Raw genomic sequence first — 25,771 nt, 5'->3', positions numbered from 1 at the left:
TGTGGAGAACGAAAATGAGTGCGCCAACCAAATTGCTGGCGCACGTGATAGAGATTATTTAAGAGCTTGGATTTCTTTTAATGCTTTTTCACCTTTCTCACCAGTTTGTTTTACAAACTCAGCATAGAATGGTTTCATCGCATCTTTGAATGGAGTTAAATCAGGGTGAGTCACTTTAACGCCTTGTTTTTCAAAGAATGTCACTAAATCTTTTTCGCCATCTACGAATAATTTAGTGTGGTATTTTGCTGCATTTTCAGCGGCGTCTTTGACTACTTTTTGAAGATCTTCTGGTAATTCTTTATAAGTTTCGTTACTCACTAAATAAAGTTGGTCATTCAAAATGTGGTTAGTCATCGCTAAGAATTTTTGCACTTCATAGAATTTTTGCGCTTGTACTGTTGCTAATGGGTTTTCTTGACCATCTACAGAGTTAGTTTGAAGTGCAAGATATACTTCAGAGAATGCCATAGGTGTTGGCGATGCGCCTACATATTTTGCGTATGCTAAGTTAGTTGCAGCATTTGGTACACGAAGTTTTAAGCCTTTCATATCTGCAATGCTATTGATCGCTCTATTTGAAGTTGTTTGGCGAGTACCGTTGTAAGCTTGTGATAATAAGGTTAAGCCTAATTCTTTATTCATTTTTTGAACTAAATCTTTACCAAATGCGGTTTCTTGTAATGCTTTTTGTGCAACATTGTAGTCGGTGATCACATATGGTAACGCGAACACTGCTGCTTCAGGATAGAATAATTGGAAACGAGCTGATTCAGCAAAAGTGAAGTCAAGAGAACCGTCTTTTAATTGTTTTAACATTGCACGGTCATCACCAAGTTGTGAACTTGGATAAAGTGAAACTTCAATTTTACCATGTGATTTTTCTTTTACTTCTTTTGCAAACATTTCTGCTGCTTTGTACTCATTAGATGAAGTACCCGCATTCATACCAAATTTTAAGTCATAATCTGCGGCAAAAACGGCTGAAGAAACGCCTAATGTGATAGCAGTTGCAAGGAAAAGTTTAGTAAATTTCATAATGTTCGCTCCTGTGTGAACCTATGTTGATATAAGCCATAATTGGCTTGGATTGAAAGTGAATGCTTGATGTTTTAGACATCAAAAAAAAACTACTCGGGCTCTATTCTAAAGTAAAAAAATACTTTTTGAACTGATCTTTGAAGTTTTATTTCAAAATTGAGAGGTAGATCACATTTGCAAAAAAATACTTCAAAAAAACTTTTAAAATGGAGTTATGTTTTTATATAATGCTGAGCACTGACGAAAATGCAGGCTCAGTTATATTTTTGAGGATGGTTGAGTCTAAATAATGCTAAAGCCTAGATGGCTTGTAATAAAGCATTTGAGCATTATCGGCCTCAATATATTTAGGAGTGATATTATGTCGAAATTATCTCATCAAGATGTGCTTTCTCAAATTCAATATGGTCTCATTGCTTCTTGCCAACCTGTTGATGATGGCCCAATGGATAAACCTGAAATTGTTTCTGCTATGGCCCAAGCTTCCGTTGCTGGTGGCGCATCAGGTTTACGTATTGAAGGTGTAGATAACCTTAAAGCGACACGTCCTTTTGTAAACATTCCAATTATTGGTATTGTAAAACGCGACTTACCTGATAGTCCGATTCGTATTACGCCATTTCTGCAAGATATTGAAGATCTTGCCAATGCTGGGGCAGATATTATTGCGGTAGATGGCACTAGCCGCCCTCGTCCAGTTGATATTGAAAGTGCGGTGAAAAAAATCCATGAAATGGGCTGCTTGGCTATGGCAGATTGTTCTAATTTAGAAGAAGGCTTGTATTGTCAAAAACTCGGTTTTGATATTGTGGGCAGCACAATGTCTGGTTATACAGGTGGTCCAGTTCCCGAAGAACCTGATTATCAATTAGTGAAAGATTTAAAAGCCGCGGGCTGTTTTGTGATGGCAGAAGGTCGCTATAACACGCCTGAATTGGCAAAAGTGGCGATTGAAATTGGCGCAGATTGCGTAACCGTTGGTTCAGCATTAACTCGCCTTGAGCATATCGTGAGTTGGTTTGCTAATTCTGTGAAATCTGCAAGATAGTCGTAAGACGTGTGAGAAAATACTTCATACTATAAGGATAAGTTATGCGTTGTTTAGCTCTAGACATTGGCGGTACAAAAATCGCGGCGGCTATCGTAAAAAATGGCGAAGTTGAACAACGCCAACAAATTCATACGCCGCGTGAAAATGTGGTAGAAGGAATGCATCAAGCATTGGAACAACTTCTTACTCATTATGCGGGTCAATTTGATTATGTGGCGGTGGCTTCAACCGGTATTATAAATGACGGTGTTTTAACCGCACTTAATCCTAAAAATTTAGGTGGTTTGAATCAATTTCCACTAAAAGAAAGTATTGCTAAACACACGGATAAACCAATTGGCTTATTAAATGATGCACAAGCCGCAACTTATGCGGAATACCAACTCCAAGATTCAGAAAAAGTATCAAACTTTGTTTTTATTACTGTTTCAACTGGCGTGGGTGGCGGTGTCATATTAAACCAACAATTACAAACTGGTCCAAAGGGAATCGCGGGACATATCGGGCATACATTAGCGGATCCAAATGGCCCAATGTGTGGTTGTGGTCGCCGTGGGTGTGTAGAAGCCGTTGCTGCGGGTCGTGCTATTGAAGCGGTATCTTCCCAATGGGATGATCCTTGTGAGCCAAGAGAAGTTTTTGAACGTTTTAGAAAAAATGATGAAAAAGCTACCGCACTTATAGAACGTTCAGCCCAAGCCATTGCGAATTTAGTAGCGGATTTAGTGATTGGATTGGATGTTCAAAAAGTTGTTATAGGTGGTAGTGTCGGGTTGGCTGAAGGTTATTTACCATTAGTCAAACGTTTCTTACAGGCTATGCCTGCTGTATATAGCTGTGATATTGAATCTGCTAAATTTGGTCAAGATGCAGGATTAGTCGGCGCAGCTTATTGGGTGAAAGATGTTCTGCTTGATAAACCAAAAGGAACAATTTATGGCTAAATCCGGAAATGTGTTAAACACTATTAGTTCGCTTTACCATAGTCTAACCAAATCAGAGAAAAAAATTGCTGATACGATTTTGCGTTCGCCTGATTTGGTGTCTCAGTGCCCCCTTTCAGAAATCGCTAAACATTTGGAAGTTGGAGAAGCGACACTCGTCCGTTTTTGTCGAACCATTGGTTTTAAAGGTTTCAGCGATTTTAAATTAGAACTCTCCATTGAGCTTGCCACGAAAGATAACAATGATGAAACTGTGCTCGAAACAGAAATTATGCCGAGCGATGATTCTTTAACGATTGCACAAAAGTTGCAAGCGGCAGTTTCTAATGTAATGGAAGAAACGGTTAATTTATTAGATTTGAAACAGCTTGAACAAGTCGTTAAAGCCATTAAAAAAGCACGTCGTATCTTTTTATTTGGCGTGGGATCATCTGGCGTGACAGCTGAAGATGCGAAAAATAAATTGATGCGCATCGGTTTCCAAGTGGATGCAACAGGCAATAATCATTTTATGTATATGCAGGCGGCATTACTTACGTCTTCTGATGTAGCAATTGGTTTGAGTCATTCTGGCTATTCCGCTGAAACAGCACATACACTCAAAATTGCTAAACAAAATGGTGCAACGACAGTGGCATTAACTCATAGTTTGCGTTCACCCGTTACAGAATATGCTGATTATGTTTTGGTAAATGGTAATAAACAAGGGAAGCTACAAGGTGACTCTATTGGTACCAAAATTGCACAGCTTTTTGTATTAGATTTAATTTATGCTTTGTTAGTGCAGGGCGAAGAAGAACTTGCAGCTCAAACCAAGCAAAAAACCCTCAATGTGATTCTTGAACAACGTATAAAATAGGAGAAAACTTATGCGTGATTTAAAAGGTATTTTTAGTGCATTATTAGTGTCATTTAATGAAGATGGCACAATTAATGAAAAAGGTTTACGTCAAATTATCCGCCACAATATCGACAAGATGAAAGTTGATGGTTTATATGTAGGTGGTTCAACAGGCGAAAACTTTATGCTTTCAACTGAAGAGAAAAAAGAAATCTTCCGTATTGCAAAAGATGAAGCAAAAGATCAAATCGCGCTAATTGCTCAAGTGGGTAGCGTAAACTTAAAAGAAGCAGTTGAATTAGGTAAATATGCAACAGAATTAGGCTACGATAGCTTATCTGCGGTTACTCCGTTCTACTATAAATTTAGTTTCCCTGAAATCAAACATTATTACGACACCATTATTGCAGAAACGGGTAATAATATGATCGTGTATTCTATCCCGTTCTTAACTGGCGTGAATATGGGAATTGAACAATTTGGTGAACTTTACAAAAACCCGAAAGTATTAGGGGTAAAATTCACAGCAGGTGACTTCTATTTATTAGAACGTTTGAAAAAAGCTTATCCAAACCACTTAATTTGGGCTGGTTTCGATGAAATGATGTTACCTGCAGCCGCACTTGGTGTGGATGGCGCAATTGGTTCAACTTTTAACGTAAACGGTGTTCGTGCTCGCCAAATTTTTGAATTAACCAAAGCGGGTAAATTAGCCGAAGCGTTAGAAATTCAACACGTAACCAACGATTTAATCGAAGGCATTTTAGCGAATGGTTTATATTTAACCATCAAAGAATTGCTTAAATTAGAAGGTGTGGATGCGGGTTATTGCCGTGAGCCAATGAAAGCAAAAGCAACAGATGCTCAGCTTGCTAAAGCAAAAGAGTTGAAAGCGAAATTTTTATAATTAATGGAATATCGTGAGAACCTAGGGGATTGATTTCCCTAGGTTACTCATAATTTATCCCTCTTGGGGTAGCAATTCTCGTTTCCTGCTTCTCAGTTTTTCTATTTCGTAGTGGGGAACCATTATGTTTAACCGTTGGTTTGTTTATCCACGGTATTGAAAATAAAGGAAGTATAGTATGCGTCTTATCCCTCTACACAACGAACAACAGGTGAGTCGTTGGGCTGCACGCCATATTGTTGATCGTATCAATCATTTTAATCCTACGGCTGAACATCCATTCGTTATAGGTTTACCAACTGGTGGTACGCCATTAAAAACTTACCAAGAATTAATCGCACTTTGTAAAGCGGGAGAGGTGAGCTTTAAGCATGTAGTAACATTCAATATGGACGAATATGTGGGTTTACCAGAGGAACACCCTGAAAGTTATCATAGTTTTATGTATAACAATTTTTTCAATCATATCGATATCCAGCCAGAAAATATCAATATTCTTAATGGCAACACGGATGATCATGATGCGGAATGTCGCCGTTATGAAGAAAAAATTAAATCTTATGGAAAAATTAATTTATTTATGGGCGGAGTCGGTAATGATGGTCATATCGCCTTTAATGAACCAGCGTCATCATTGAGCTCTCGCACTCGTATTAAAACGTTAACTCAAGATACACTGATCGCAAATTCACGTTTCTTTGATAATGATGTAAATAAAGTACCTAAATATGCTTTGACGATTGGCGTAGGCACATTATTAGATGCCGAAGAAGTGATGATCCTTGCGACAGGCCATCATAAGGCGCTTGCAGTTCAAGCAGCTGTAGAAGGTGGTGTGAACCATATGTGGACAGTGAGTGCACTTCAGCTACATCGCCATTTTGTGTTAGTTTGTGATGAACCTGCACAACAAGAATTGAAAGTAAAAACTGTTAAATATTTTACTGAATTAGAACAGCGCGCCATTCATAGCGTGTTATAAGCACCTACCGCTCAAAAGAGAGGTAATTTTTCTGATTATTTTATTTAAGGACAAAAAATGAGATATGCATTAACGAATTGTGTGATTTACACAAAATATGATGTTTTACGTGATTTTGCTGTAATTATTAACGGTGAAATTATTGAAGCGGTAGTTCCACAAGCTGAATTAGAAACAGGTATCAAAGCCATTGATTTACAAGGTAATAATTTAACCGCAGGTTTTATTGATCTTCAATTAAATGGCTGTGGTGGCGTGATGTTTAACGACCAAACTAGCGTTGAAACCTTGGAAATTATGCAGGAAACTAACTTGAAATCAGGTTGTACAAGTTTCCTTCCTACTTTTATTACGGCACCGGATGAAAACATAAAAAGTGCGGTAAAAATTATGCGTGAATATTTAAACAAGCATAAAAACCAAGCACTTGGTTTACATATTGAAGGACCGTTTATCAGCGTTGAGAAAAAAGGGGTACACCGTCCCGAATATATTCGTGAAATTACGCCTGAAATGAAGGATTTCCTCTGTGAAAATGGTGATGTCATTACAAAAATTACCATTGCCGCAGAAAACCCAACTATTAACTATACGCCTGATTTTGTGAAAGCGGGCATTATTGTCTCTGTAGGCCATTCTAATGCGACTTATGAAGTCGCTAAAGCAGCCTTCCACAAAGGCGCAACTTTTGCGACTCACTTGCATAATGCAATGTCGCCAATTAGTTCTGGACGTGCAATGGGCGTAGTAGGTGCGGTACTAGATTCTGATGTTTACACAGGTATTATCGTGGATGGTGTGCATATCAATTACGGCAATGTTCGCATTGATAAAAAAATCAAAGGTGACAAACTTTGTATTGTGACTGACTCTCTTGCTGCAGCAGGTGCACCACCTGAATTGGAAACATTCACCTTTGTAGGTAAAACTATTTATATCCGAGATGGTCGCTGTTTTGATGCAAACGGTACGATTGCTGGTGCATCAATTACCATGATCGAATCCATTAAGAATGCAGTGGAGTTTGTTGAAATTCCACTTGCTGAAGCAATTCGAATGAGTAACCTTTATCCTGCACGAGCAATTGGTGTTGATGATCGTTTAGGTTCGGTAGAAAAAGGAAAAATCGCAAATTTAGCCGTGTTTACGTCAGATTATAAAGTGACAGCAACCGTGCTCAATGGTGAATGGAAACCTAATTGATTTAAAGTGCGGTAAATTTTACTGATCTTTTAGAGCCCAACCAATTGGTTGGGTTATTTTTTGCTTTACTACTTTAATAAGAATAATTTTCATCTATAATATAAAAACCAAGTTAATTACTAGGAGATAGATATGGCAAAAGATGAAGTAGGGCATAATTTTCTTGCACGTTTAGGTAAAACTCGTTTGCGTCCAGGCGGTAAAAAAGCAACAGATTGGTTAATTGCCAATGGCGATTTTAGCCAAGATAAAAAAGTGTTAGAGGTTGCCTGTAATATGGGAACGACAGCCATTGGATTGGCGAAACAATTTGATTGCCATATTGAAGGTGTTGATTTAGACGAACATGCGTTAGAAAAAGCACAAGCAAATATCGAAGCAAATGGCTTGCAAGAAAAAATTCATGTGCAGCGTGCGAATGCGATGAAATTGCCTTTCGAGGATGAAAGTTTTGATATTGTCATCAATGAAGCGATGCTCACAATGTTACCCGTGGAAGCTAAGAAAAAAGCCATTGCAGAATATTTTCGAGTGTTAAAACCAAATGGTTTATTGCTTACTCACGATGTTATGCTGGTGGGGAATGATCATCAAACTATTCTAGAAAATATGCGCAAAGCGATTAACGTGACGGTCACACCATTAACGAAAGATGGCTGGAAAGGCATATTCCAAGAAAGTGGCTTTAGAAATGTTGATACTTTCTCTGGTGAGATGACATTACTTTCACCAAAAGGAATGATTTATGATGAGGGCATTCTGGGGACGTTAAAAATCATCCGTAATGCTATGAAAGCGGAAAATCGCGAGCAATTTAAAAGAATGTTTAAAACCTTTAATGATCCTGAACATAAATTACATTTTATTGCTGTATGTAGCCAAAAATAATATAAAAAACGAACCGCTCTTTTATGTGCGGTTCGCTTTTTCTTACGATAATTTTTTAAATCGGGTTGTTTAGATTTATTTTGAATAATCCCTTGCACCGAAAATTGCAGTACCAATACGTACCATAGTAGAACCGCATTTTATTGCGCTCGGCATATCATCCGTCATTCCCATAGAAAGCGTATCAATTTGTTGATTAGGTAAGGCTTGTTTAAGTTGTTCAAATAGATCTGACATTTTTCTGAACACGGCTTCTTGTTCAGCGATTTTATCGGTCGGCGCGGGTATTGCCATTAAGCCACGTAAGCGTAAGTGCGGTAAATTTTCGATGTGTTTTGCCAGTGTTAACATTTCCTCTGGTTGAATGCCAGATTTACTTTCTTCATCGCTGATATTAATCTGAATCAAGACATTTAAGGGTGCCTTGTTAGTTGGTCGTTGTTCATTTAAACGATCTGCAATTTTTGCTCGATCAAGTGTTTGCATCCAATCAAAATGTTCTGCAACGAGACGGGTTTTATTCGATTGTAATGGACCAATAAAATGCCATTCAAGGTTAATATCTTGCGATTCAAAATATTGGATCTTTTCTACACCTTCTTGCACATAATTTTCCCCAAAGGCTATTTGTCCAGCTTGATAAGCCGAAAGAATAGCGGAAATAGGTTTGGTCTTAGATACGGCAAGTAATTTTACTGTATTTTGATTGCGTTTAGCTTCTTCGTAAGCTGTTTCAATTTTTTGATGAATTAGGTTGAGATTATGTTGGATATCCATAGGTTCTCCTTTATAAAAGTGCGGTTAGTTTACACGAAATTTATTTACTGAGAAAATTTCTGAAAAATTTGTTACTTTCTGTTTGACAAGCTCGGGAAATTTCGGTATTTCTTTACGCATTCATTTTTCAAGATAAAACACAATGAAAAATAACCGCACTTTATCCGTAATCATTAGCACGATTACCACCATTATGATGACCATTACTATGATTAATGGCGCGGGTTAGTGCACCAAAAAACAGGATACAGAAAACCCGCGATTCAACTGAATAGCGGGTTTTTTTATAAATTTAAAAACACAATATCTCTAGGAGAACCAATCATGCGCGTACTTAAATTTGGCGGCACTTCGCTTGCAAATCCAGAACGATTTTCCCAAGCAGCGAAATTGATCGAGCAAGCTCATTTAGAAGAGCAGGCAGCAGGTGTTTTATCAGCACCAGCAAAAATAACTAATCATCTCGTCGCCCTTTCTGAAAAAGCTGCATTAAATCAACCAACCGATACGCATTTCAACGAAGCAATCGAAATTTTCTATAACATCATCAATGGCTTACATGCCGAAAATAATCAATTCGACTTAAATGGGACAAAAGCGCTTATTGATGCTGAATTTGCTCAAATCAAAGGATTATTAGAAGAAATTCGTCAAGCAGGAAAAGTAGAAGATGCAGTTAAAGCGACAATTGATTGCCGTGGTGAAAAACTTTCTATCGCAATGATGAAAGCTTGGTTTGAAGCGCGTGGCTATAGCGTACATATTGTGGATCCGGTCAAGCAATTATTAGCAAAAGGCGGTTATCTTGAGTCTTCAGTTGAAATTGAAGAATCAACAAAACGTGTTGATGCAGCAAGTATTGCAAAAGATAAAGTGGTGCTTATGGCAGGATTTACTGCGGGTAATGAAAAAGGTGAGTTGGTACTGCTCGGTCGTAATGGATCTGATTATTCTGCAGCCTGTTTAGCCGCTTGTTTAGGCGCAAGCGTATGCGAAATTTGGACCGATGTGGATGGCGTTTATACTTGCGATCCGCGTTTAGTGCCTGATGCACGTTTATTACCAACTCTTTCTTATCGTGAAGCGATGGAACTTTCTTATTTCGGTGCGAAAGTGATTCATCCTCGTACGATTGGTCCATTGTTACCACAAAATATTCCTTGTGTCATTAAAAATACAGGAAATCCTTCTGCACCGGGTTCGATTATTGATGGCAATATGAAATCAGAAGGTTTACAAGTCAAAGGTATCACTAACTTAGATAACTTGGCGATGTTTAATGTATCAGGCCCTGGTATGCAAGGCATGGTAGGCATGGCATCTCGCGTATTTTCAGCTATGTCAGGTGCAGGCATTTCAGTCATCTTAATTACCCAGTCTTCATCTGAATACAGTATTAGCTTCTGCGTGCCAGTGAAATCTGCAGAAGTTGCGAAAACCGTACTAGAAACTGAGTTTGCTAATGAATTAAATGAACATCAATTAGAACCAATTGAAGTGATTAAAGATTTATCCATTATTTCTGTTGTGGGCGATGGAATGAAGCAAGCGAAAGGCATTGCTGCTCGTTTCTTCTCGGCGTTAGCACAGGCAAATATTAGTATTGTGGCGATTGCACAAGGTTCTAGTGAACGTTCAATTTCTGCGGTTGTGCCGCAAAATAAAGCGATTGAAGCGGTGAAAGCTACCCATCAGGCGCTTTTCAATAATAAAAAAGTCGTGGATATGTTTTTAGTGGGCGTTGGTGGAGTAGGCGGAGAATTAATTGAGCAGGTAAAGCGTCAAAAGGAGTATCTAGCAAAGAAGAGTGTTGAAATTCGAGTTTGTGCTATTGCGAATTCCAACCGCATGTTGCTCGATGAAAATGGATTATGTTTAGACGATTGGAAAAACGATTTAGAAAATGCGACTCAGCCATCAGATTTTGATGTATTGCTTTCTTTCATTAAATTACATCATGTGGTGAATCCAGTATTTGTAGATTGTACCTCAGCCGAATCTGTAGCGGGGCTTTATGCTCGTGCGTTAAAAGAAGGTTTCCATGTAGTCACGCCAAATAAAAAAGCGAATACACGAGAATTAGCTTATTACAATGAGTTACGCCAAAACGCTCAAGCAAGCCAACATAAATTCTTATATGAAACGAATGTGGGCGCTGGTTTGCCAGTAATTGAAAATCTTCAAAACTTACTTGCTGCGGGTGATGAACTTGAATATTTTGAAGGCATTTTATCTGGCTCGCTTTCCTTTATTTTTGGTAAATTGGAGGAAGGACTTTCTCTTTCAGAAGTCACCGCACTTGCCCGAGAAAAAGGCTTTACTGAGCCAGATCCCCGTGATGACCTTTCTGGACAAGATGTAGCACGTAAATTATTAATTCTTGCTCGTGAAGCTGGAATTGAGCTTGAACTTTCAGATGTTGAAGTTGAAGGTGTATTGCCGAAAGGTTTCTCTGAAGGAAAATCTGCAGATGAATTTATGGCAATGCTGCCACAGCTTGATGAAGAGTTTAAAGCTCGTGTTTCCACCGCTAAAGCTGAAGGCAAAGTATTGCGTTATGTTGGAAAAATTTGCGAAGGTAAATGTAAAGTATCTATTGTTGCAGTCGATCAGAATAACCCACTTTATAAAGTGAAAGACGGTGAAAATGCTCTGGCATTTTATACTCGTTATTACCAACCTATCCCACTTTTATTACGTGGTTATGGCGCTGGCAATGCAGTTACTGCGGCAGGTATTTTTGCAGATATCTTAAGAACATTACAACATTAATAAGGATTACCAATGTTAAGAATTTACGCCCCTGCATCTAGCGCGAATATTAGCGTAGGTTTCGATACTTTAGGCGCTGCGATCTCTCCTATTGATGGTTCATTGTTAGGTGATGTGGTTCAAATAGAATCTATTTCAAGTGGTTTTGAGTTAGAAAGTGCGGGCTATTTTGTTCGTAAATTACCGAAAGAACTACAAAAAAATATAGTTTACCAAGCTTATGTGCTATTTAGCGAGCAATTAAAATTACGCGGAGGAAATGTGAAACCTTTGCGTTTAACGCTCGAAAAAAATATGCCTATTGGCTCTGGTTTAGGCTCTAGTGCTTGTTCTATTGTTGCTGCATTAGTGGCATTAAATCAGTTTCATGATGGCCCTTTTTCGAAAATGGAGTTGCTTGAAATGATGGGAGAATTGGAAGGCCGTATTTCTGGTTCAATCCATTATGATAATGTTGCACCTTGCTATCTTGGCGGTGTGCAATTTATGGTGCAATCGCTCGGCAATATTTGTCAAAAGCTTCCATTTTTTGATAATTGGTATTGGGTGTTGGCGTATCCAGGAATTGAAGTTTCTACTGCTGAAGCGCGTGCAATTTTACCGAAAAGCTATACTCGACAAGACGTGATTGCCCATGGTCGTCATTTAGGTGGCTTTGTACATGCTTGCCATACCCATCAGGAAAACCTTGCGGCGATTATGATGAAAGATGTCATTGCCGAGCCTTATCGTGAATCTCTGCTACCTAATTTTGCTGAAGTAAAACAAGCTACGCGAGACTTAGGTGCACTTGCCACTGGTATTTCAGGCTCAGGGCCAACTATTTTCTCTATTGCTCCAGACTTACAAACCGCAATTAAACTTTCAACTTATTTAGAGAATCATTATTTACAAAATAATGAAGGTTTTGTGCATGTATGTAAGGTCGATAATGAAGGCGCAAGAGAAATTAAATAAGTTAATTTAAATAGATAAAATTAAATTAAAAACGGATTAAATATGAATTTATACAATATCAAACATCCCGAAGAACAAGTCACTTTTTCTCAGGCTGTTCGTCAAGGTCTTGGACAGGATCAAGGTTTATTCTTTCCTGAAGTTATTCCTCAACTTAATAACATTGATGAATTACTTGAATTACCTCTTGTTGAGCGTAGCCAAAAAATTCTAGGTGCATTAATTGGTGAAGAATTACCGAAAGCAACGTTAGACGAGATGGTGAGAAATGCATTCACTTTCACTGCACCGTTAGAAAAAGTTGAAGATAATATTTATGCACTTGAATTATTTCATGGTCCCACATTGGCATTTAAAGACTTTGGGGGGCGTTTTATGGCACAGGCACTTGCGGCAGTACGTGGTGATGGAAAAATCACCATTTTAACGGCAACGTCTGGCGATACTGGAGCTGCTGTAGCACATGCGTTTTATGGATTAGAAAATATTAATGTAGTTATCCTTTATCCAAAAGGCAAAATCAGCCCATTGCAAGAAAAATTGTTCTGTACCCTTGGGGGGAATATTCGTACAGTTGCGATTAACGGTGATTTTGATACGTGCCAGGCTTTGGTTAAGCAAGCCTTTGATGATGTTGAATTGCGCCAAGCTATCGGACTCAACTCTGCAAATTCTATTAATATCAGCCGCTTATTAGCTCAAGTTTGTTATTACTTTGAGGCTGTAGCACAATTGCCAAAAGAAAAACGTGATAATGTTGTGGTTTCTGTGCCAAGTGGTAATTTTGGTAACTTAACTGCGGGATTAATTGCAAAAACATTAGGCTTGCCAATAAAACGCTTTGTTGCCTCAACAAATGCAAATGATACAGTGCCACGTTATTTGAAATCGGGTAATTGGGATCCTAAAACGACAGTTGCAACTCTTTCTAACGCAATGGATGTAAGCCGTCCGAATAACTGGCCAAGAGTGGAAGAATTGTTTAAACGAAATGGTTGGAATTTAACTGATTTAGGTTCCGGAATGCTAAGTGATAGTGAAACAGAAGATACCTTAAAAGCGATGCAGTCAAAAGGTTATTTATGTGAACCTCATGGTGCGATTGCTTATCAGGTGTTGAAAGATCAAATTAAAACGGGTGAAACAGGAATTTTCCTGTGTACAGCACATCCAGCGAAATTTAAAGAATCCGTAGAACGTATTCTTGGTATTCAGCTTTCATTACCTGAAGCACTGGATAAACATAATCAGCTACCATTGCTTTCTGATGAAATGGATAATGATTTTGCACAACTACGGGCTTACTTATTAAAGTAATAAAGTGCGGTAAATTTTTATTGTATTTTGGATAGCGCTTGATTTTCAGGCGCTATTTTATTTTAGAAAATATAACGTAGCGATAAAATATATTAATTATTTTAGATTAGGTAGAAAGAATAGCTATTTCTCAATGAGCCAGTAATTGAAAAGTAGTACCAGATATTAGGCAATAAAAAAACACCTTTCGGTGCTTGCTTTATTTTTAAGTGGTGGGTCGTGAAGGATTCGAACCTTCGACCAACGGATTAAAAGTCCGCTGCTCTACCGACTGAGCTAACGACCCAATTAGATGATTTTAAAGTAAATTTTAAAATCTTTGGATTGGCGTTTAAATGGTGCCCGAAGCCAGACTTGAACTGGCACGCCTCGAAAGGCGAGGGATTTTAAATCCCTTGTGTCTACCGATTCCACCACTCGGGCTAATTGGAGCGGGAAACGAGGCTCGAACTCGCGACCCCGACCTTGGCAAGGTCGTGCTCTACCAACTGAGCTATTCCCGCATTTATCACTAATCAGCATTGCTGCGTGACAACGGGGCGTATTTTACGGTTTTATAGTCTTGTGTCAAATGAAAAAATAAAAAAAAACTTTGATTGATTAAAAATAAGACAAAATAATAAAAGTACGGTAGAAAATTCCGCAATTTATCCAGAATTAGAGTTTTAGGTCATCTAATAGGCTACCTTTTGCTGCCTGTAAATATTGGATCATTGACCATACTGTTAAAATGGCTGCTATGTAAAGCAAGATTATAGCGGCAATTTCCATATAGTTATTGTAACGCCATAATAATCCGCCTAGGGCTAACATTTGTGCGGTTGTTTTCCATTTTCCCCACCAAGAGACAGCGACTTTACTACGCTCTCCGAGTTCAGCCATCCATTCACGTAATGCGGAAATAATAATTTCTCGAGAAATCATAATAATGGCAGGAATTGTAATCCAAAGAGAGTGTTGGTATTCAACGATGAGAACCAAGGCTGCGACAACCATTACTTTATCCGCAACAGGATCCAAAAAAGCGCCAAATCTTGTAGTTTGTTTCCATTTACGAGCCAAATAACCATCAAGCCAATCAGTAACACCAGCAATAAAGAATATGAATGTAGTAATAAAAGGGGAGGATTCGATAGGTAAATAAAATGCAATCACGAAAAACGGAATTAGGATTACGCGAAACATCGTTAGGAAAATAGGAATATTAAATTTCATAGAAATGAACCGCTCTTGGTGTTAGAGATACGCCTATTCTAAAGTATCTAAGACTATAAAAAAAGCCACATTATGTGGCTTTCTTCTAAATAATTAAGGATTAAAGTTTATCAGCGTTTTGTTTTAAGTATTTTGCAACGCCTTCAGGGTTATCTTTCATCCCTTCTTTACCTTTTTCCCATTGAGCAGGGCAAACTTCACCGTGATCTTCATGAAATTGTAATGCATCAACCATACGTAACATTTCATCGATGTTACGACCTAATGGAAGATCGTTTACTACTTGGTGACGAACGATGCCATTTTTGTCGATTAAGAATGAAGCGCGTAATGCAACGCCTGCTTCAGGATGTTCAATACCGTATGCTTGAGCAATTTCGTGTTTTACGTCTGCCGCTAATGCATATTTAACTTGGCCGATACCACCATTTTCAGTTGGGGTGTTACGCCATGCATTGTGAGTGAATTGAGAGTCGATAGAAACACCAACTACTTCTACGCCACGTTTTTTGAATTCTTCATAACGGTGGTCAAATGCGATTAACTCAGAAGGGCAAACAAAGGTAAAGTCTAATGGGTAGAAAAAGATTACTGCAGCTTTTCCAGCAATGTGTTTTTTTAAGTTGAAGTTATCAACGATTTCGCCATTGCCTAATACAGCAGATGAAGTAAAATCTGGTGCTTGACGGGTTACTAATACCATAGTCATAATTCCTATATAAAGTTAAGTTAAAGTTTTGCCACACAAAATAGCGGCGCGGTTCTATTTGAAACGCCAACATTTTATACTCGATTTTATCTATTAAAGCAATTAATCTTATCTAAAATAAGGTGGAAATATGCAACAACACAATCTCTCAACAACATTTGTCCATGCAGGGCGTAAAAAACGCTTTTCACAAGGATCTGTAAACCCCGTTTTACAGCGAGCTTCTTCATTAGTATTTGACAGTATTGAAGATAAAAAACACGCTACTCAACATAGAGCAAAAGGCGAATTATTTTATGGTAGAAGAGGGACGCTAACACATTTTGCTTTACAAGATTTAATGTGCGAAATGGAAGGAGGGGCAGGTTGTTATCTTTATCCTTGTGGTGCAGCAGCAGTAACTAATTCGATTCTTTCTTTTGTGAAAACTGGCGACCATATGTTAATGAGTGGCGCAGCTTACGAGCCAACCCAAGATTTCTGTAATATTGTGCTGAAAAAAATGCAGATCGATACAACTTATTACGATCCTCTTATTGGTGCTGATATTGTAACGCTTATTCAACCGAATACAAAAGTACTTTTTTTGGAGGCACCGAGTTCTATTACAATGGAAATTCCAGATATTCCGACTATTGTGAAGGTTGCAAGAACTGTGAACCCTGATATTGTGATTATGATTGATAATACTTGGTCGGCAGGTGTTCTATTTAAAGCGTTAGAGCATGACATTGATATTTCTATTCAAGCGGGTACGAAATATTTAGTGGGTCATTCAGATATTATGATTGGTACTGCTGTTGCGAATGCGCGAACTTGGGATCAACTTAGAGAACACTCCTATTTAATGGGGCAAATGGTGGATGCAGATTCTGCTTATACGACCGCTCGTGGTATTCGCACATTGGGTGTACGATTAAAACAACATCAGGAAAGCAGTATTAAAGTAGCAAAATGGTTGAGTGAGCAACCAGAAGTAAAAACTGTGTACCATCCAGCTTTACCAAGTTGCCCTGGTCATGAATTCTTTTTACGAGACTTTAGTGGTAGTAGCGGTTTATTTTCTTTTGAATTAACTAAGCGATTGACATCGGAACAAGTCTCAAATTTCATGGATCATTTTCAACTTTTCACTATGGCTTATTCATGGGGAGGATTTGAGTCTCTAATTCTTTGTAATCAACCAGAAGAAATTGCACATATTCGTCCAAATATTAAACGTAACCTTACAGGTTCATTAATTCGTGTGCATATTGGCTTTGAAAATGTAGATGAATTGATTGCAGATTTAAAAGCTGGATTTGAGCGAATTGCCTAAAAGTGCGGATAAAAAAATGCCTGTTTTACACAGGCGTTTTTTATAGGATTATTTTTGTTCTGATACTAAGCCAACTTTCGAACCGTCAGCAAAATGTACTGAAGTCCCGATAATATCTACTTGGATATTTTTTCCTTGTTGCAAGTGCGGGCGAATTTGAGAAAGCACAGCTTCTTCAGTTGTTGATAATGTTACTGTTTCGCTAGCTTTTGGTGCAATTGTTTTTCCAAATTGTAATGCTGGAAGATTTGCTACATAGAATGGTTGGTTATTTTCTTTATAAACAGTTAACCATTGCGCTTCTAAAATAGCTTTATCACTTAAATTTGTGATTTCATAAGTGATAGAAAACGATTTTAAATCATCTGTTACAGAAACATTTGTTACTTTTACATTCGCAACTTTTAGAAACTCTGCATTTGCTTGAGTGACTAAATCATCAGTTTTTACTTGAGGTGGTTGTACTGCTTGTTGAGCTGGTTGAGTAGTTTTTGTTGCTGCAGGTTTTTCTGCTACTTTTTCTTCTTTATCATTACAAGCGGTTAATGCAATTGAACCTGCGATGATACTTGCGAAAAGAAATGATTTATTAAATTTCATTGTAAATTCCTTCATTATATTTTGTTAGTTAAGTTGTACTCGTTTTTTAAAGGCTCAATTATAGCCCATGTGAGCTTTTATGACAGTCTTTTATTTTGAAAGTTCATAGAAGTTGTTTTATTATACTTTTCATTTTCCTTAATAAGTTAAGTAGAGAAGTACAATGAAACATATTCATATCTTAGGTATTTGTGGCACATTCATGGGCGGCGTGGCGATGATTGCTAAACAAATGGGCTATCACGTGACGGGTTCCGATACTAATGTTTACCCTCCAATGAGCACTTTTTTAGAAGAGCAAGGCATCCAGATTATTCCAAATTATGATGTTGCGCAATTACAACCTGCGCCTGACATGGTAATCATTGGTAATGCGATGAAACGTGGAAATCCTTGCGTAGAATATGTGTTGGAAAATAATTTGAAATACACATCTGGTCCTCAATGGTTACATGATCATTTATTGCGAGATCGTTGGGTATTGGCAGTTTCTGGTACGCATGGAAAGACAACTACAACAGGCATGTTAACGTGGATCTTAGAACAAAATGGATTAAAACCAGGCTTTTTAATCGGCGGAATTGCCGGTAATTTTGGCATTTCAGCTCGTTTAGGAGATAGCCCTTATTTTGTTATTGAAGCTGATGAATATGATACAGCTTTCTTTGATAAACGTTCGAAATTTGTTCATTATAATCCGCGTACACTTATCGTAAATAACATTAGTTTTGATCATGCAGATATTTTTGATGATCTCAAAGCGATCCAACGCCAATTTCATCATATGATTCGAACTATTCCGGCAAGTGGCTTGGTATTAAGTTCGGCGAGTGAACAAAGTGCAAAAGAAACTTTGGCATTGGGATGTTGGTCGCAACAACAATTTTTAGGCAAAGATAATGAGTGGTTTGCTGAGCGTATTACAAATGATGCCTCACATTTTGCGGTCTTCCATCATGGTGAAAAAGTGGCAGAAGTAAAATGGAATGTAGTCGGACAACATAATATGCATAATGCTTTAATGGCGATCGCTGCTGCTCATCATGCGGGTGTGGCTATTGAAGATGCGTGTAAAGCATTGGGATCTTTTGTAAATGCTAAACGTCGTTTAGAAGTAAAAGGCGAAGTTAATGGCATCACCGTTTATGATGATTTTGCTCATCATCCAGAAGCTATTCTTGCTACGCTAACAGCTTTACGAGATAAAGTGGGTGGTGGCGTGCGAATTCTTGCAGTGCTTGAACCTCGTTCTAACACAATGAAAATGGGTGTTCATAAAGATGAAATTGCGCCTGCACTCGGCCGAGCTGATGAAGTGTTTATGCTTCAACCAGAACAACTTCCTTGGGAAGTGGCAGATATTGCAAACCAATGTGTACAACCTGCCTATTGGAATGCAAATTTAGATCGATTAGTCGATATGATTGTCGCTGAGGCCCAACCTACAGATCATATTTTGGTGATGTCTAACGGCAGTTTTGGTGGCATTCATCAAAAAATTCTTGATAAGCTTAAACAGAAATAATCAAAGTGCGGTTAATTTAGAAAATGTTTTTAGGTTGACCGCACTTTTTATTGAGTTGGCGTAACATCTATTTTTAATTTGTAATTTATAAAAGGAATCTTTGTAGAATGGCTGATCCACATGTTAAATCCCCGATGGATTTTTTAGATAATCTGACTGTCATTATCTATCGTTCCGGCTTTGTGATAGCTGCGTTGGCTATTCTTGCCATGAGTTGGTATCCAGATTTATCGCTCACATTTATATTAATTGCGACAACTTGCTGTTCCTCTTCATTACATATTTATCTCAAATCCTTCCGATTGCTGTTTCAATTTGCTACTTGGATAGGATTACTTTTTTATATTAATCATTATCCCGCTTTGGCCCTTGGCGGTGCGTTACTTACTTTAGGTGGTTTGTGTTTTAAAGAATATTTTTGTTTCCGCGTGCCTTTGCTAAATTTACAGCCGATATTTGTGGCTTGCTTGTGGTTTTCATGGGTGTTAAATAATCTTATCGCATTACGCATTTTTTCTATTATTTCTGGCGTATTACTTTTAGTTTTAGCGATACAAAAATGGCGAATGCCTTTGCATTTTGATATTGGAGACAAAACAAAATATCAAATTTAGAAAAGAAAATGACCGCACTTTTATGTGCGGTCATTGTTTTTAGAAAGGTTTATTTAGCTAAACATTCCATGTAACTATCTGCGGTAGATTGCAAGAATGTTGCATAAGAATTTTTGCCTAAATTGACTTTATCGCCAATTGGATCGAGTTGTCCTACATTGACTTTAGTATTTTGTGCTAAAGATTCAATCACTTTCGGCGTAAATTGAGGTTCTGCGAATAAGCAATTTACTTTATGTTCTGCGATTTCTTCTTTAATGTGCGCTAAAGTTTTTGCACCCGGTGCTACTAATGGATTGATGGTGAAGTAACCCGTTTGTTTTAAACCATAAGCATCGTTGAAATAACCGTAAGCATCGTGGAAAACGTAGAAACCTTTATCTTTAACGTTCGCAAGTTGTGCTGTGATTTTTTCACCTTGTTCTGCCAAAGTGCGGTTAAAATCTGAAAGATTTTGAGCAATCAAATCCTTTTTATCTGGGAATTGTGCCGTTAATTTATCCGCTACTTTTTGTGCAACAATTTTGCTGATAGCTGGAGAATACCAAACATGCCAGTTTGTTGTTAAACCTTCGTCATGATCATGGTGATCGTGGTCATGGTCGTGATGTTCATGCTCGTGCTTATGATCATGGCTGTGTTCATGTTCGTGATCGTGTTTATGTTCGTGTTTGTGCTCATGCTCATGTTTATGATCGTGATCGCCATCTTCATGGAAATGCTCGTGGTGAGCTTTGCTTAATAAAGGTTCAACATCCGCAAGATCGGCAATGGTAATCACTTTTTTACGTTCAATTTGGCTAATTGGCTTGTCTAAGAATGAATCAACATCTTCACCAATCCACACAACTAAATCTGCTGATTTTACTTTTTGAATATCAGATAATTTCAAATTGTAGTCATGCGGAGAGGCGCCTGCAGGAACAAGGACTTGTGTACCAGTTACACCATCAGCAATAGATGAAACAATAAAGCCTAAAGGTTTTACTGATGCCAATACATCGGCATTAGCCATCATTGGCGCACTTAAAAGTGCGGCAGAAATGGCGCTAATTTTTAAAAGTTTTTTCATATTTCTGTTTCCTTACGTGTTGGTAATAATTCTCAAAGGGAAAAAGAGTACGCCTTTTTATATAAATTGCAACGATTTTATAGAGAACGCGAGAGAAAATTTTTCATTTTCAAAGTAAATAGGTTTCATTCGATAAAAAATGCACATTTATGGTCAATGTGCATTTTCAAGAGGTGATTAAGATTTTTTCTTTAGTAATTTATCTATTACACGTGACACCGCAAAAAAACCAAAGGTTGCTGTAATCATCGTGGCTGCACCAAACCCATTTGCGCAATTCATTGTGGCAGAAATAGAACAGCCTTCTGTCATTTGTGGGAATATTAGAGGTTGTGTTGAAAATACCGCATCGATACTAAATTTACGCTTTGGATTTTGACTGAAATTGTAATCCTTGCGTAAAACTGAGCGCACTTTGGCGAGGAGCGGATCCTGAATGGTTTTACTGAGATCGGCAATTTGAATTTGGGTTGGATCAGTTTGACCGCCAGCACCGCCAATAGTAATCACATTAATTTTGTTACGTTTACAATAAGTAATCAGCGACGCTTTAGTTTTCACATTGTCAATGGCATCAATCACATAGTCATAGCCTCGGTTGAGATAATCCGATTGATTCTCTGGCGAGATAAAATCATCAATAATATTGATGGTACATTCTGGATTAATTAATTTTACCCGCTCTGACATGACTTCAGTTTTTAATTTGCCGATTGTGCCGCTCATCGCAGGAAGTTGGCGATTGATATTTGTGACACAAATATCATCCATATCAATTAATGTTAGTTCACCAACGCCTGAACGTGCTAAGGCCTCTACGACCCAAGAACCCACGCCTCCAATGCCTATTACGCAAATATGAGCTTGGCGTAAGCGCGCGAGTCCATCAGGTGTATAAAGTCGACCGATACCGCCAAATCGCTGTTCATAATTGTCCACTGGCGCCATTATTGCAACACCCATACTCGACCATAGTGTTTAGATAATCCTGCAATATGACCTGCTTGATCACCAATGCCGCGATATAAGTCAAAGTGGTGGCCTTTCACCGCACCGCCCACATCAAGTGCAACCATTAAATGTAATTTGTGTGTGCCAAGCCAGTTTCCGTTATTATCAATGTCAGGCACTTCGACTAAAAGAACAGTACCAGATGGTACAACGCTACGATCTGATGCTACTGATGCCATTGGTACAAGTGGTACGCCTGCAGAACCTTTTACTTTGCCACTCGGATCATTTTTAAAGAAGACATAAGAAGAATTACGTTCTAACAAACTTTGTACGCGAGAGGGATTGCGATTGCCCCATTCACGAATTGCTTGAATAGACATTTTCTCTTTTGGTACTTCACCATCTTCAACTAATAAACGCCCAACAGCGGTATAAGGAAAGCCATTTTGTCCTGCATAAGCGAAGTAATTAAGGTTGCCATCACCAAAATCTACATAGCCGCTGCCTTGTACCCCAAGTAAAAAGTTCTCTAACATGGAATCACTATACGCTAATTCTAATCCTTGACCCGCTAATGCTCCGGCATAGATTTGCGCTCGGCTAAAACGTTTATTTGCTGGCATACGATAAATTGGATTTTGGAATTGACCTTGTGGTGAACGGCGTGCATGAAGGACAGGAGAGTAGTAGCCTGTCATCAAAACATTTTGATATCCATCGAAACCACGCATAATTTGCGGGTTAATGCCAAATTTAGAAAGCTCACTTACATTGGCGCCAGAAAGCACCCAATTCGTAATTTTTTCATAGTTGCCATAGAAACGATCAGATAGTTTGCTTGAATAACTTTGTACATTCGAAAGTTGCGTTAAAAAATCACCCTGATTAATGACCGCACTTTGGTTTTCAACTTGAGAAACAGGCATAAACACAGCTTGTTGATAATTACGACCCGAATATTTCGCACCAAATTGTTGAGGATCGCTGCCATTTGAGGTGGTGGGAATTTGAGTTTTTGTTGTATTAGAAGAACCACAGGCAACTAAAAGTGCGGTTGTCACTGCAATAGAAAATGTTTTTAGTGAGAAAAATTTTCGAACTGACATTTTTAATCCTAAATAAGCTTAAATAAGGCTGCATACGCTATCAAAAATCATTCCAAACGACCAGTGTTATTTAGTCAAGCTGATTAATAAAAACTCACATTGAACATTTTATTAACAAATGAAACATAAACTTTTGTTTAATTCTTGCAAAAAAATATTAATAGCGTATAGTGCACCACATCAGACGCGGGGTGGAGCAGCTTGGTAGCTCGTCGGGCTCATAACCCGAAGGCCGTCGGTTCAAATCCGGCCCCCGCAACCAACAAATTCTAAAGCCCTGATTTAAGAAAATCAGGGCTTTTCTTTTTACAGTTTAACTCGCTATGATGATCTCAATTAGATCATCTTTTTCTATGCTATAATCCCTCAAAATTTTCAAAATCGGTACCTAAATGAAACAATTATTTTCAACGACTTCTCGTGGCTTTGAAGAATTATTAAAAGTTGAACTCACTGAACTTGGTGCGCAAGAGGCAAAAGTGGTTCAAGGTGGCGTTCATTATCAAGCAGATGACGAAACTTTATACCGCACTTTGCTTTGGTCACGTCTTGCTTCACGCATTTTATTTCCTTTGATTGAAACCAAAATTTACAGTGATTTGGATCTTTATGCGGCTGTTTCAGGCTTTAATTGGTTAGCGCAATTTGATGAACGAGTTACATTCTTTGTAGATTTTAATGGAACCAACCAAGAAATTCGTCATACTCAATTTGGTGCGATGCGCGTTAAAGATGGAATTGTCGATTACTTTGAACGTCAAGGTAAAACTCGCCCTGATGTAGATAAAATTCAGCCGGACGTGCGTATCCATGCTTATTTGAATCGTGAAAATTTAGTGATTTCTTTAGATTTAAGTGGGGATGCATTACATTTGCGAGGCTATCGTGAGGATGCCGGTCAAGCGCCTTTACGTGAAACTCTAGCGGCAGCAATTGTTATGCGTTCCGGTTGGCAGGCTGGTTCTCCATTAGTAGATCCAATGTGTGGGTCAGGCACGCTTTTAATTGAAGCGGCACAAATGGAAGCCAAAATTGCGCCGCAACTTTATCGTTTACATTGGGGATTTGATTTTTGGAAAGCGCATAATCAATCGGCTTGGGAAAAAGTAAAAAATGAAGCGATTGAATTAGCAGAAGAAAAACAAAGTGAACTTCAACCGCACTTTTATGGATTTGATCTCGATCACCGCGTATTAAAAAAGGCGCAGAAAAATGCACAAAATGCAGGCGTTTCACATTTAATTAAATGGCAACAAGGTGATGTTGCAGCGTTGAAAAATCTTCGTTTAAATGAAGTTGGTACGGTTATCTGTAATCCACCTTATGGGGAACGTTTAGGCACAACACCAGCTTTAATCGCGCTCTATTCTGTATTTGGGCAACGACTTAAAAAAGAATTTTGTGGTTGGAATGTTTCTGTTTTTAGTAGCGAATCCACATTGCTTGATTGTTTGAGAATGCGTGCCAGCCGACAGTTTAAAGCAAAAAATGGCCCACTAGATTGTGTGCAGAAGAATTATCAAGTTTCAGAACGAAAATCTGACGAAATTACAGCTGAAAATGAACTAGAATTTAACCGCACTTCGGAAATTGCAACCGATTTTGCTAATCGATTACAAAAAAATATTAAGAAAATTAGTAAATGGGCAAAGCAACAAGGATTAGACGCTTATCGTTTATATGATGCCGATTTGCCTGAATATAATTTAGCCGTCGATCGTTATGCTGATTACATTGTTGTGCAAGAATATGCAGCGCCGAAAAATATTGATGAAAATAAAGCGCGTCAACGTTTATTAGATGCGGTTACTGCAACTTTGCACGTTACAGGTGTCGAAACGAATAAGTTGATCCTCAAAGTTCGTCAGAAACAAAAAGGTACTAACCAATATGAGAAATTAGCCAATAAAGGTGAATACTTTTATGTGAATGAATATGGCGCGCAACTTTGGGTAAATTTGACAGATTATTTAGATACTGGCTTATTCTTAGATCACCGTTTAACAAGAAAAATGATTGGTGAGTTGGCAAGAGGTAAAGATTTCTTAAATTTATTTGCTTATACCGGCTCAGCAACTGTTTATGCGGCACTTGGTGGCGCTAAATCGACAACGACCGTTGATATGTCAAATACTTATCTTAATTGGGCGGAGCAAAATCTTATCTTGAATGATATTGAAGGTAAACAACATAAATTAATTCAAGCAGATTGCCTTCAATGGCTAGAAAAATGTGATCGTCAATTTGATTTAATATTTGTGGATCCACCGACGTTTTCGAATTCTAAACGTATGGAAGAGAGTTGGGATGTTCAACGAGATCATGTGAAATTGATGAGCAATTTAAAACGAGTTTTGTCGAATAATGGTACAATTGTTTTTTCGAATAATAAACGTGGATTCAAAATGAATTTAGTTGCGTTGGAAGAATTAGGTTTAAGTACGGTAGAAATTTCGCATAAAACGTTACCGCTAGATTTTGAACGTAATAAACAAATTCATAATTGTTGGATGATTCAACATATATAATGATTTGCTAAGTTGTAAAAATAGTCGAAAAAATAGTGAATTTTAAACAAACTGAATAAAAAACTATCGCTCAAACATTTTTTTTCAAAAAGTGCTAGACAAGGTTTTATTAAATCATTAATATACGCCTCCGCAACGACGCAATAACGCGTTCGTAGCTCAGTTGGATAGAGCGTTGGCCTCCGGAGCCAAAGGTCGCAAGTTCGAATCTTGTCGAGCGCGCCAGGTCAGTGCAATAACAACTTTTAATGGTGGCTATAGCTCAGTTGGTAGAGCCCTGGATTGTGATTCCAGTTGTCGTGGGTTCGAATCCCATTAGCCACCCCATCTTATCTTTATAAGATCTGACGGCGAGTAGCGCAGCTTGGTAGCGCAACTGGTTTGGGACCAGTGGGTCGTAGGTTCAAATCCTATCTCGCCGACCACTTTATTTTGCTCTTTAACAATGTA

General features: G+C 38.1%; 22 protein-coding genes, 7 tRNA genes and 1 other annotated feature. Of the genes, 18 read left to right on the top strand and 11 right to left on the bottom strand.

Annotated features, from left to right (window positions below):
• Nucleotides 1-54: 54 nt before the first annotated feature.
• Entirely contained in the window at nucleotides 55-1,041 is a 987-nt protein-coding gene (locus A8M50_RS07605) for a sialic acid TRAP transporter substrate-binding protein SiaP (RefSeq protein WP_075564433.1), read from the bottom strand.
• Between the two features lie 361 nt (nucleotides 1,042-1,402).
• Between A8M50_RS07605 and A8M50_RS07600 the strand changes: the two genes are divergently transcribed.
• From A8M50_RS07600 to A8M50_RS07570, 7 genes are all read left to right on the top strand, one after another.
• Nucleotides 1,403-2,089 carry a putative N-acetylmannosamine-6-phosphate 2-epimerase gene (locus tag A8M50_RS07600; protein WP_005646238.1) on the top strand — a complete coding sequence of 229 codons (687 nt, stop codon included), beginning with the start codon at nucleotides 1,403-1,405 and terminating at the stop codon, nucleotides 2,087-2,089.
• A gap of 44 nt (nucleotides 2,090-2,133) precedes the next feature.
• Entirely contained in the window at nucleotides 2,134-3,036 is a 903-nt protein-coding gene (locus A8M50_RS07595; RefSeq protein ID WP_005646250.1) for an N-acetylmannosamine kinase, read from the top strand.
• Nucleotides 3,029-3,895 (top strand): MurR/RpiR family transcriptional regulator, encoded by an 867-nt coding sequence (locus A8M50_RS07590; RefSeq protein WP_005625613.1) that lies wholly within the window; start codon nucleotides 3,029-3,031, stop codon nucleotides 3,893-3,895. Before A8M50_RS07595 ends, A8M50_RS07590 begins: the two co-directional genes overlap by 8 nt.
• 10 nt (nucleotides 3,896-3,905) lie before the next feature.
• Nucleotides 3,906-4,784 (top strand): N-acetylneuraminate lyase, encoded by an 879-nt coding sequence (gene nanA, locus A8M50_RS07585; protein WP_005646248.1) that lies wholly within the window; start codon nucleotides 3,906-3,908, stop codon nucleotides 4,782-4,784.
• Nucleotides 4,785-4,962: 178 nt separating this feature from the next.
• Complete coding sequence (gene nagB / locus A8M50_RS07580; protein ID WP_005646228.1) at nucleotides 4,963-5,766, top strand: glucosamine-6-phosphate deaminase; 804 nt, start codon at nucleotides 4,963-4,965, stop codon at nucleotides 5,764-5,766.
• 57 nt (nucleotides 5,767-5,823) lie between these two features.
• On the top strand, nucleotides 5,824-6,969 hold the full coding sequence (gene nagA / locus A8M50_RS07575) for an N-acetylglucosamine-6-phosphate deacetylase (RefSeq protein ID WP_005646208.1): 1,146 nt from the start codon (nucleotides 5,824-5,826) through the stop codon (nucleotides 6,967-6,969).
• A gap of 132 nt (nucleotides 6,970-7,101) precedes the next feature.
• A complete protein-coding gene (locus A8M50_RS07570; protein WP_005646219.1) occupies nucleotides 7,102-7,857 on the top strand; it encodes a class I SAM-dependent methyltransferase in 756 nt (251 codons plus the stop codon).
• A gap of 75 nt (nucleotides 7,858-7,932) precedes the next feature.
• On the opposite strand, the gene A8M50_RS07565 is transcribed toward A8M50_RS07570, so the two are convergent.
• Nucleotides 7,933-8,634 (bottom strand): YggS family pyridoxal phosphate-dependent enzyme, encoded by a 702-nt coding sequence (locus A8M50_RS07565; RefSeq protein ID WP_005646245.1) that lies wholly within the window; start codon nucleotides 8,632-8,634, stop codon nucleotides 7,933-7,935.
• A 170-nt stretch (nucleotides 8,635-8,804) separates the two neighbouring features.
• Nucleotides 8,805-8,923, top strand: a sequence feature (Thr leader region).
• Nucleotides 8,924-8,958: 35 nt separating this feature from the next.
• On the opposite strand from A8M50_RS07565, the gene thrA reads away from it, so the two are divergent.
• The 3 genes from thrA to thrC are packed head-to-tail and all read left to right on the top strand — an operon-like array spanning nucleotide 8,959 to nucleotide 13,680.
• Nucleotides 8,959-11,406, top strand: a complete 2,448-nt coding sequence (thrA, locus tag A8M50_RS07560) for a bifunctional aspartate kinase/homoserine dehydrogenase I (RefSeq protein ID WP_005646216.1) — start codon at nucleotides 8,959-8,961, stop codon at nucleotides 11,404-11,406.
• A 12-nt stretch (nucleotides 11,407-11,418) separates the two neighbouring features.
• Nucleotides 11,419-12,363: a homoserine kinase gene (gene thrB, locus A8M50_RS07555; protein WP_005646252.1), complete on the top strand. Its 945-nt coding sequence runs from the start codon at nucleotides 11,419-11,421 to the stop codon at nucleotides 12,361-12,363.
• Between the two features lie 42 nt (nucleotides 12,364-12,405).
• Entirely contained in the window at nucleotides 12,406-13,680 is a 1,275-nt protein-coding gene (gene thrC, locus A8M50_RS07550; protein WP_005646210.1) for a threonine synthase, read from the top strand.
• 210 nt (nucleotides 13,681-13,890) lie between these two features.
• Here the strand turns inward: thrC and A8M50_RS07545 are convergent.
• The 5 genes from A8M50_RS07545 to A8M50_RS07525 all read right to left on the bottom strand — a co-directional run bounded on the left by A8M50_RS07545 (nucleotide 13,891) and on the right by A8M50_RS07525 (nucleotide 15,598).
• Nucleotides 13,891-13,966 (bottom strand) — tRNA-Lys (locus A8M50_RS07545).
• A 50-nt stretch (nucleotides 13,967-14,016) separates the two neighbouring features.
• Nucleotides 14,017-14,103 (bottom strand) — tRNA-Leu (locus tag A8M50_RS07540).
• Nucleotides 14,104-14,107: 4 nt separating this feature from the next.
• Nucleotides 14,108-14,183: transfer RNA gene (locus A8M50_RS07535), tRNA-Gly, on the bottom strand.
• Between the two features lie 154 nt (nucleotides 14,184-14,337).
• Nucleotides 14,338-14,895, bottom strand: coding sequence for a CDP-diacylglycerol--glycerol-3-phosphate 3-phosphatidyltransferase (pgsA, locus tag A8M50_RS07530; protein ID WP_005625600.1), 558 nt, complete (start codon nucleotides 14,893-14,895; stop codon nucleotides 14,338-14,340).
• A gap of 100 nt (nucleotides 14,896-14,995) precedes the next feature.
• Complete coding sequence (locus tag A8M50_RS07525; RefSeq protein WP_005645124.1) at nucleotides 14,996-15,598, bottom strand: peroxiredoxin C; 603 nt, start codon at nucleotides 15,596-15,598, stop codon at nucleotides 14,996-14,998.
• A 136-nt stretch (nucleotides 15,599-15,734) separates the two neighbouring features.
• On the opposite strand from A8M50_RS07525, the gene metC reads away from it, so the two are divergent.
• Nucleotides 15,735-16,922 carry a cystathionine beta-lyase gene (gene metC / locus A8M50_RS07520; protein WP_005645130.1) on the top strand — a complete coding sequence of 396 codons (1,188 nt, stop codon included), beginning with the start codon at nucleotides 15,735-15,737 and terminating at the stop codon, nucleotides 16,920-16,922.
• A gap of 48 nt (nucleotides 16,923-16,970) precedes the next feature.
• Here the strand turns inward: metC and A8M50_RS07515 are convergent, their stop codons facing one another.
• A complete protein-coding gene (locus tag A8M50_RS07515; RefSeq protein ID WP_005645135.1) occupies nucleotides 16,971-17,522 on the bottom strand; it encodes a hypothetical protein in 552 nt (183 codons plus the stop codon).
• Nucleotides 17,523-17,685: 163 nt separating this feature from the next.
• Between A8M50_RS07515 and mpl the strand changes: the two genes are divergently transcribed.
• Both mpl and A8M50_RS07505 read left to right on the top strand, forming a co-directional pair.
• Entirely contained in the window at nucleotides 17,686-19,047 is a 1,362-nt protein-coding gene (gene mpl, locus A8M50_RS07510; protein ID WP_005645139.1) for a UDP-N-acetylmuramate:L-alanyl-gamma-D-glutamyl-meso-diaminopimelate ligase, read from the top strand.
• Between the two features lie 107 nt (nucleotides 19,048-19,154).
• The gene (locus A8M50_RS07505) at nucleotides 19,155-19,661 is read left to right on the top strand and encodes a DUF2301 domain-containing membrane protein (RefSeq protein ID WP_005645122.1); all 507 of its coding nucleotides are present in this window, start codon (nucleotides 19,155-19,157) and stop codon (nucleotides 19,659-19,661) included.
• Between the two features lie 49 nt (nucleotides 19,662-19,710).
• On the opposite strand, the gene znuA is transcribed toward A8M50_RS07505, so the two are convergent.
• From znuA to mltA, 3 genes are all read right to left on the bottom strand, one after another.
• A complete protein-coding gene (gene znuA, locus A8M50_RS07500) occupies nucleotides 19,711-20,733 on the bottom strand; it encodes a zinc ABC transporter substrate-binding protein ZnuA (protein ID WP_005645128.1) in 1,023 nt (340 codons plus the stop codon).
• Nucleotides 20,734-20,910: 177 nt separating this feature from the next.
• On the bottom strand, nucleotides 20,911-21,681 hold the full coding sequence (gene tcdA / locus A8M50_RS07495) for a tRNA cyclic N6-threonylcarbamoyladenosine(37) synthase TcdA (RefSeq protein ID WP_005645126.1): 771 nt from the start codon (nucleotides 21,679-21,681) through the stop codon (nucleotides 20,911-20,913).
• Nucleotides 21,681-22,793, bottom strand: coding sequence for a murein transglycosylase A (gene mltA / locus A8M50_RS07490; RefSeq protein ID WP_005633213.1), 1,113 nt, complete (start codon nucleotides 22,791-22,793; stop codon nucleotides 21,681-21,683). Before mltA ends, tcdA begins: the two co-directional genes overlap by 1 nt.
• A gap of 185 nt (nucleotides 22,794-22,978) precedes the next feature.
• On the opposite strand from mltA, the gene A8M50_RS07485 reads away from it, so the two are divergent.
• The 5 genes from A8M50_RS07485 to A8M50_RS07465 all read left to right on the top strand — a co-directional run bounded on the left by A8M50_RS07485 (nucleotide 22,979) and on the right by A8M50_RS07465 (nucleotide 25,746).
• Nucleotides 22,979-23,055, top strand: a tRNA-Met gene (locus A8M50_RS07485).
• Nucleotides 23,056-23,185: 130 nt separating this feature from the next.
• Nucleotides 23,186-25,321, top strand: a complete 2,136-nt coding sequence (gene rlmKL / locus A8M50_RS07480) for a bifunctional 23S rRNA (guanine(2069)-N(7))-methyltransferase RlmK/23S rRNA (guanine(2445)-N(2))-methyltransferase RlmL (protein WP_005645137.1) — start codon at nucleotides 23,186-23,188, stop codon at nucleotides 25,319-25,321.
• Between the two features lie 148 nt (nucleotides 25,322-25,469).
• Nucleotides 25,470-25,546: transfer RNA gene (locus A8M50_RS07475), tRNA-Arg, on the top strand.
• Between the two features lie 26 nt (nucleotides 25,547-25,572).
• Nucleotides 25,573-25,648 (top strand) — tRNA-His (locus tag A8M50_RS07470).
• Between the two features lie 21 nt (nucleotides 25,649-25,669).
• Nucleotides 25,670-25,746, top strand: a tRNA-Pro gene (locus A8M50_RS07465).
• Nucleotides 25,747-25,771 lie beyond the last annotated feature (25 nt).

Origin of the sequence: Haemophilus haemolyticus, assembly GCF_001679045.1 — a bacterium.
Classification (GTDB): domain Bacteria; phylum Pseudomonadota; class Gammaproteobacteria; order Enterobacterales; family Pasteurellaceae; genus Haemophilus; species Haemophilus haemolyticus.
The sequence above is the reverse complement of the archived record's forward strand: the minus strand, read 5'-3'. Positions and strand labels throughout refer to the sequence as shown.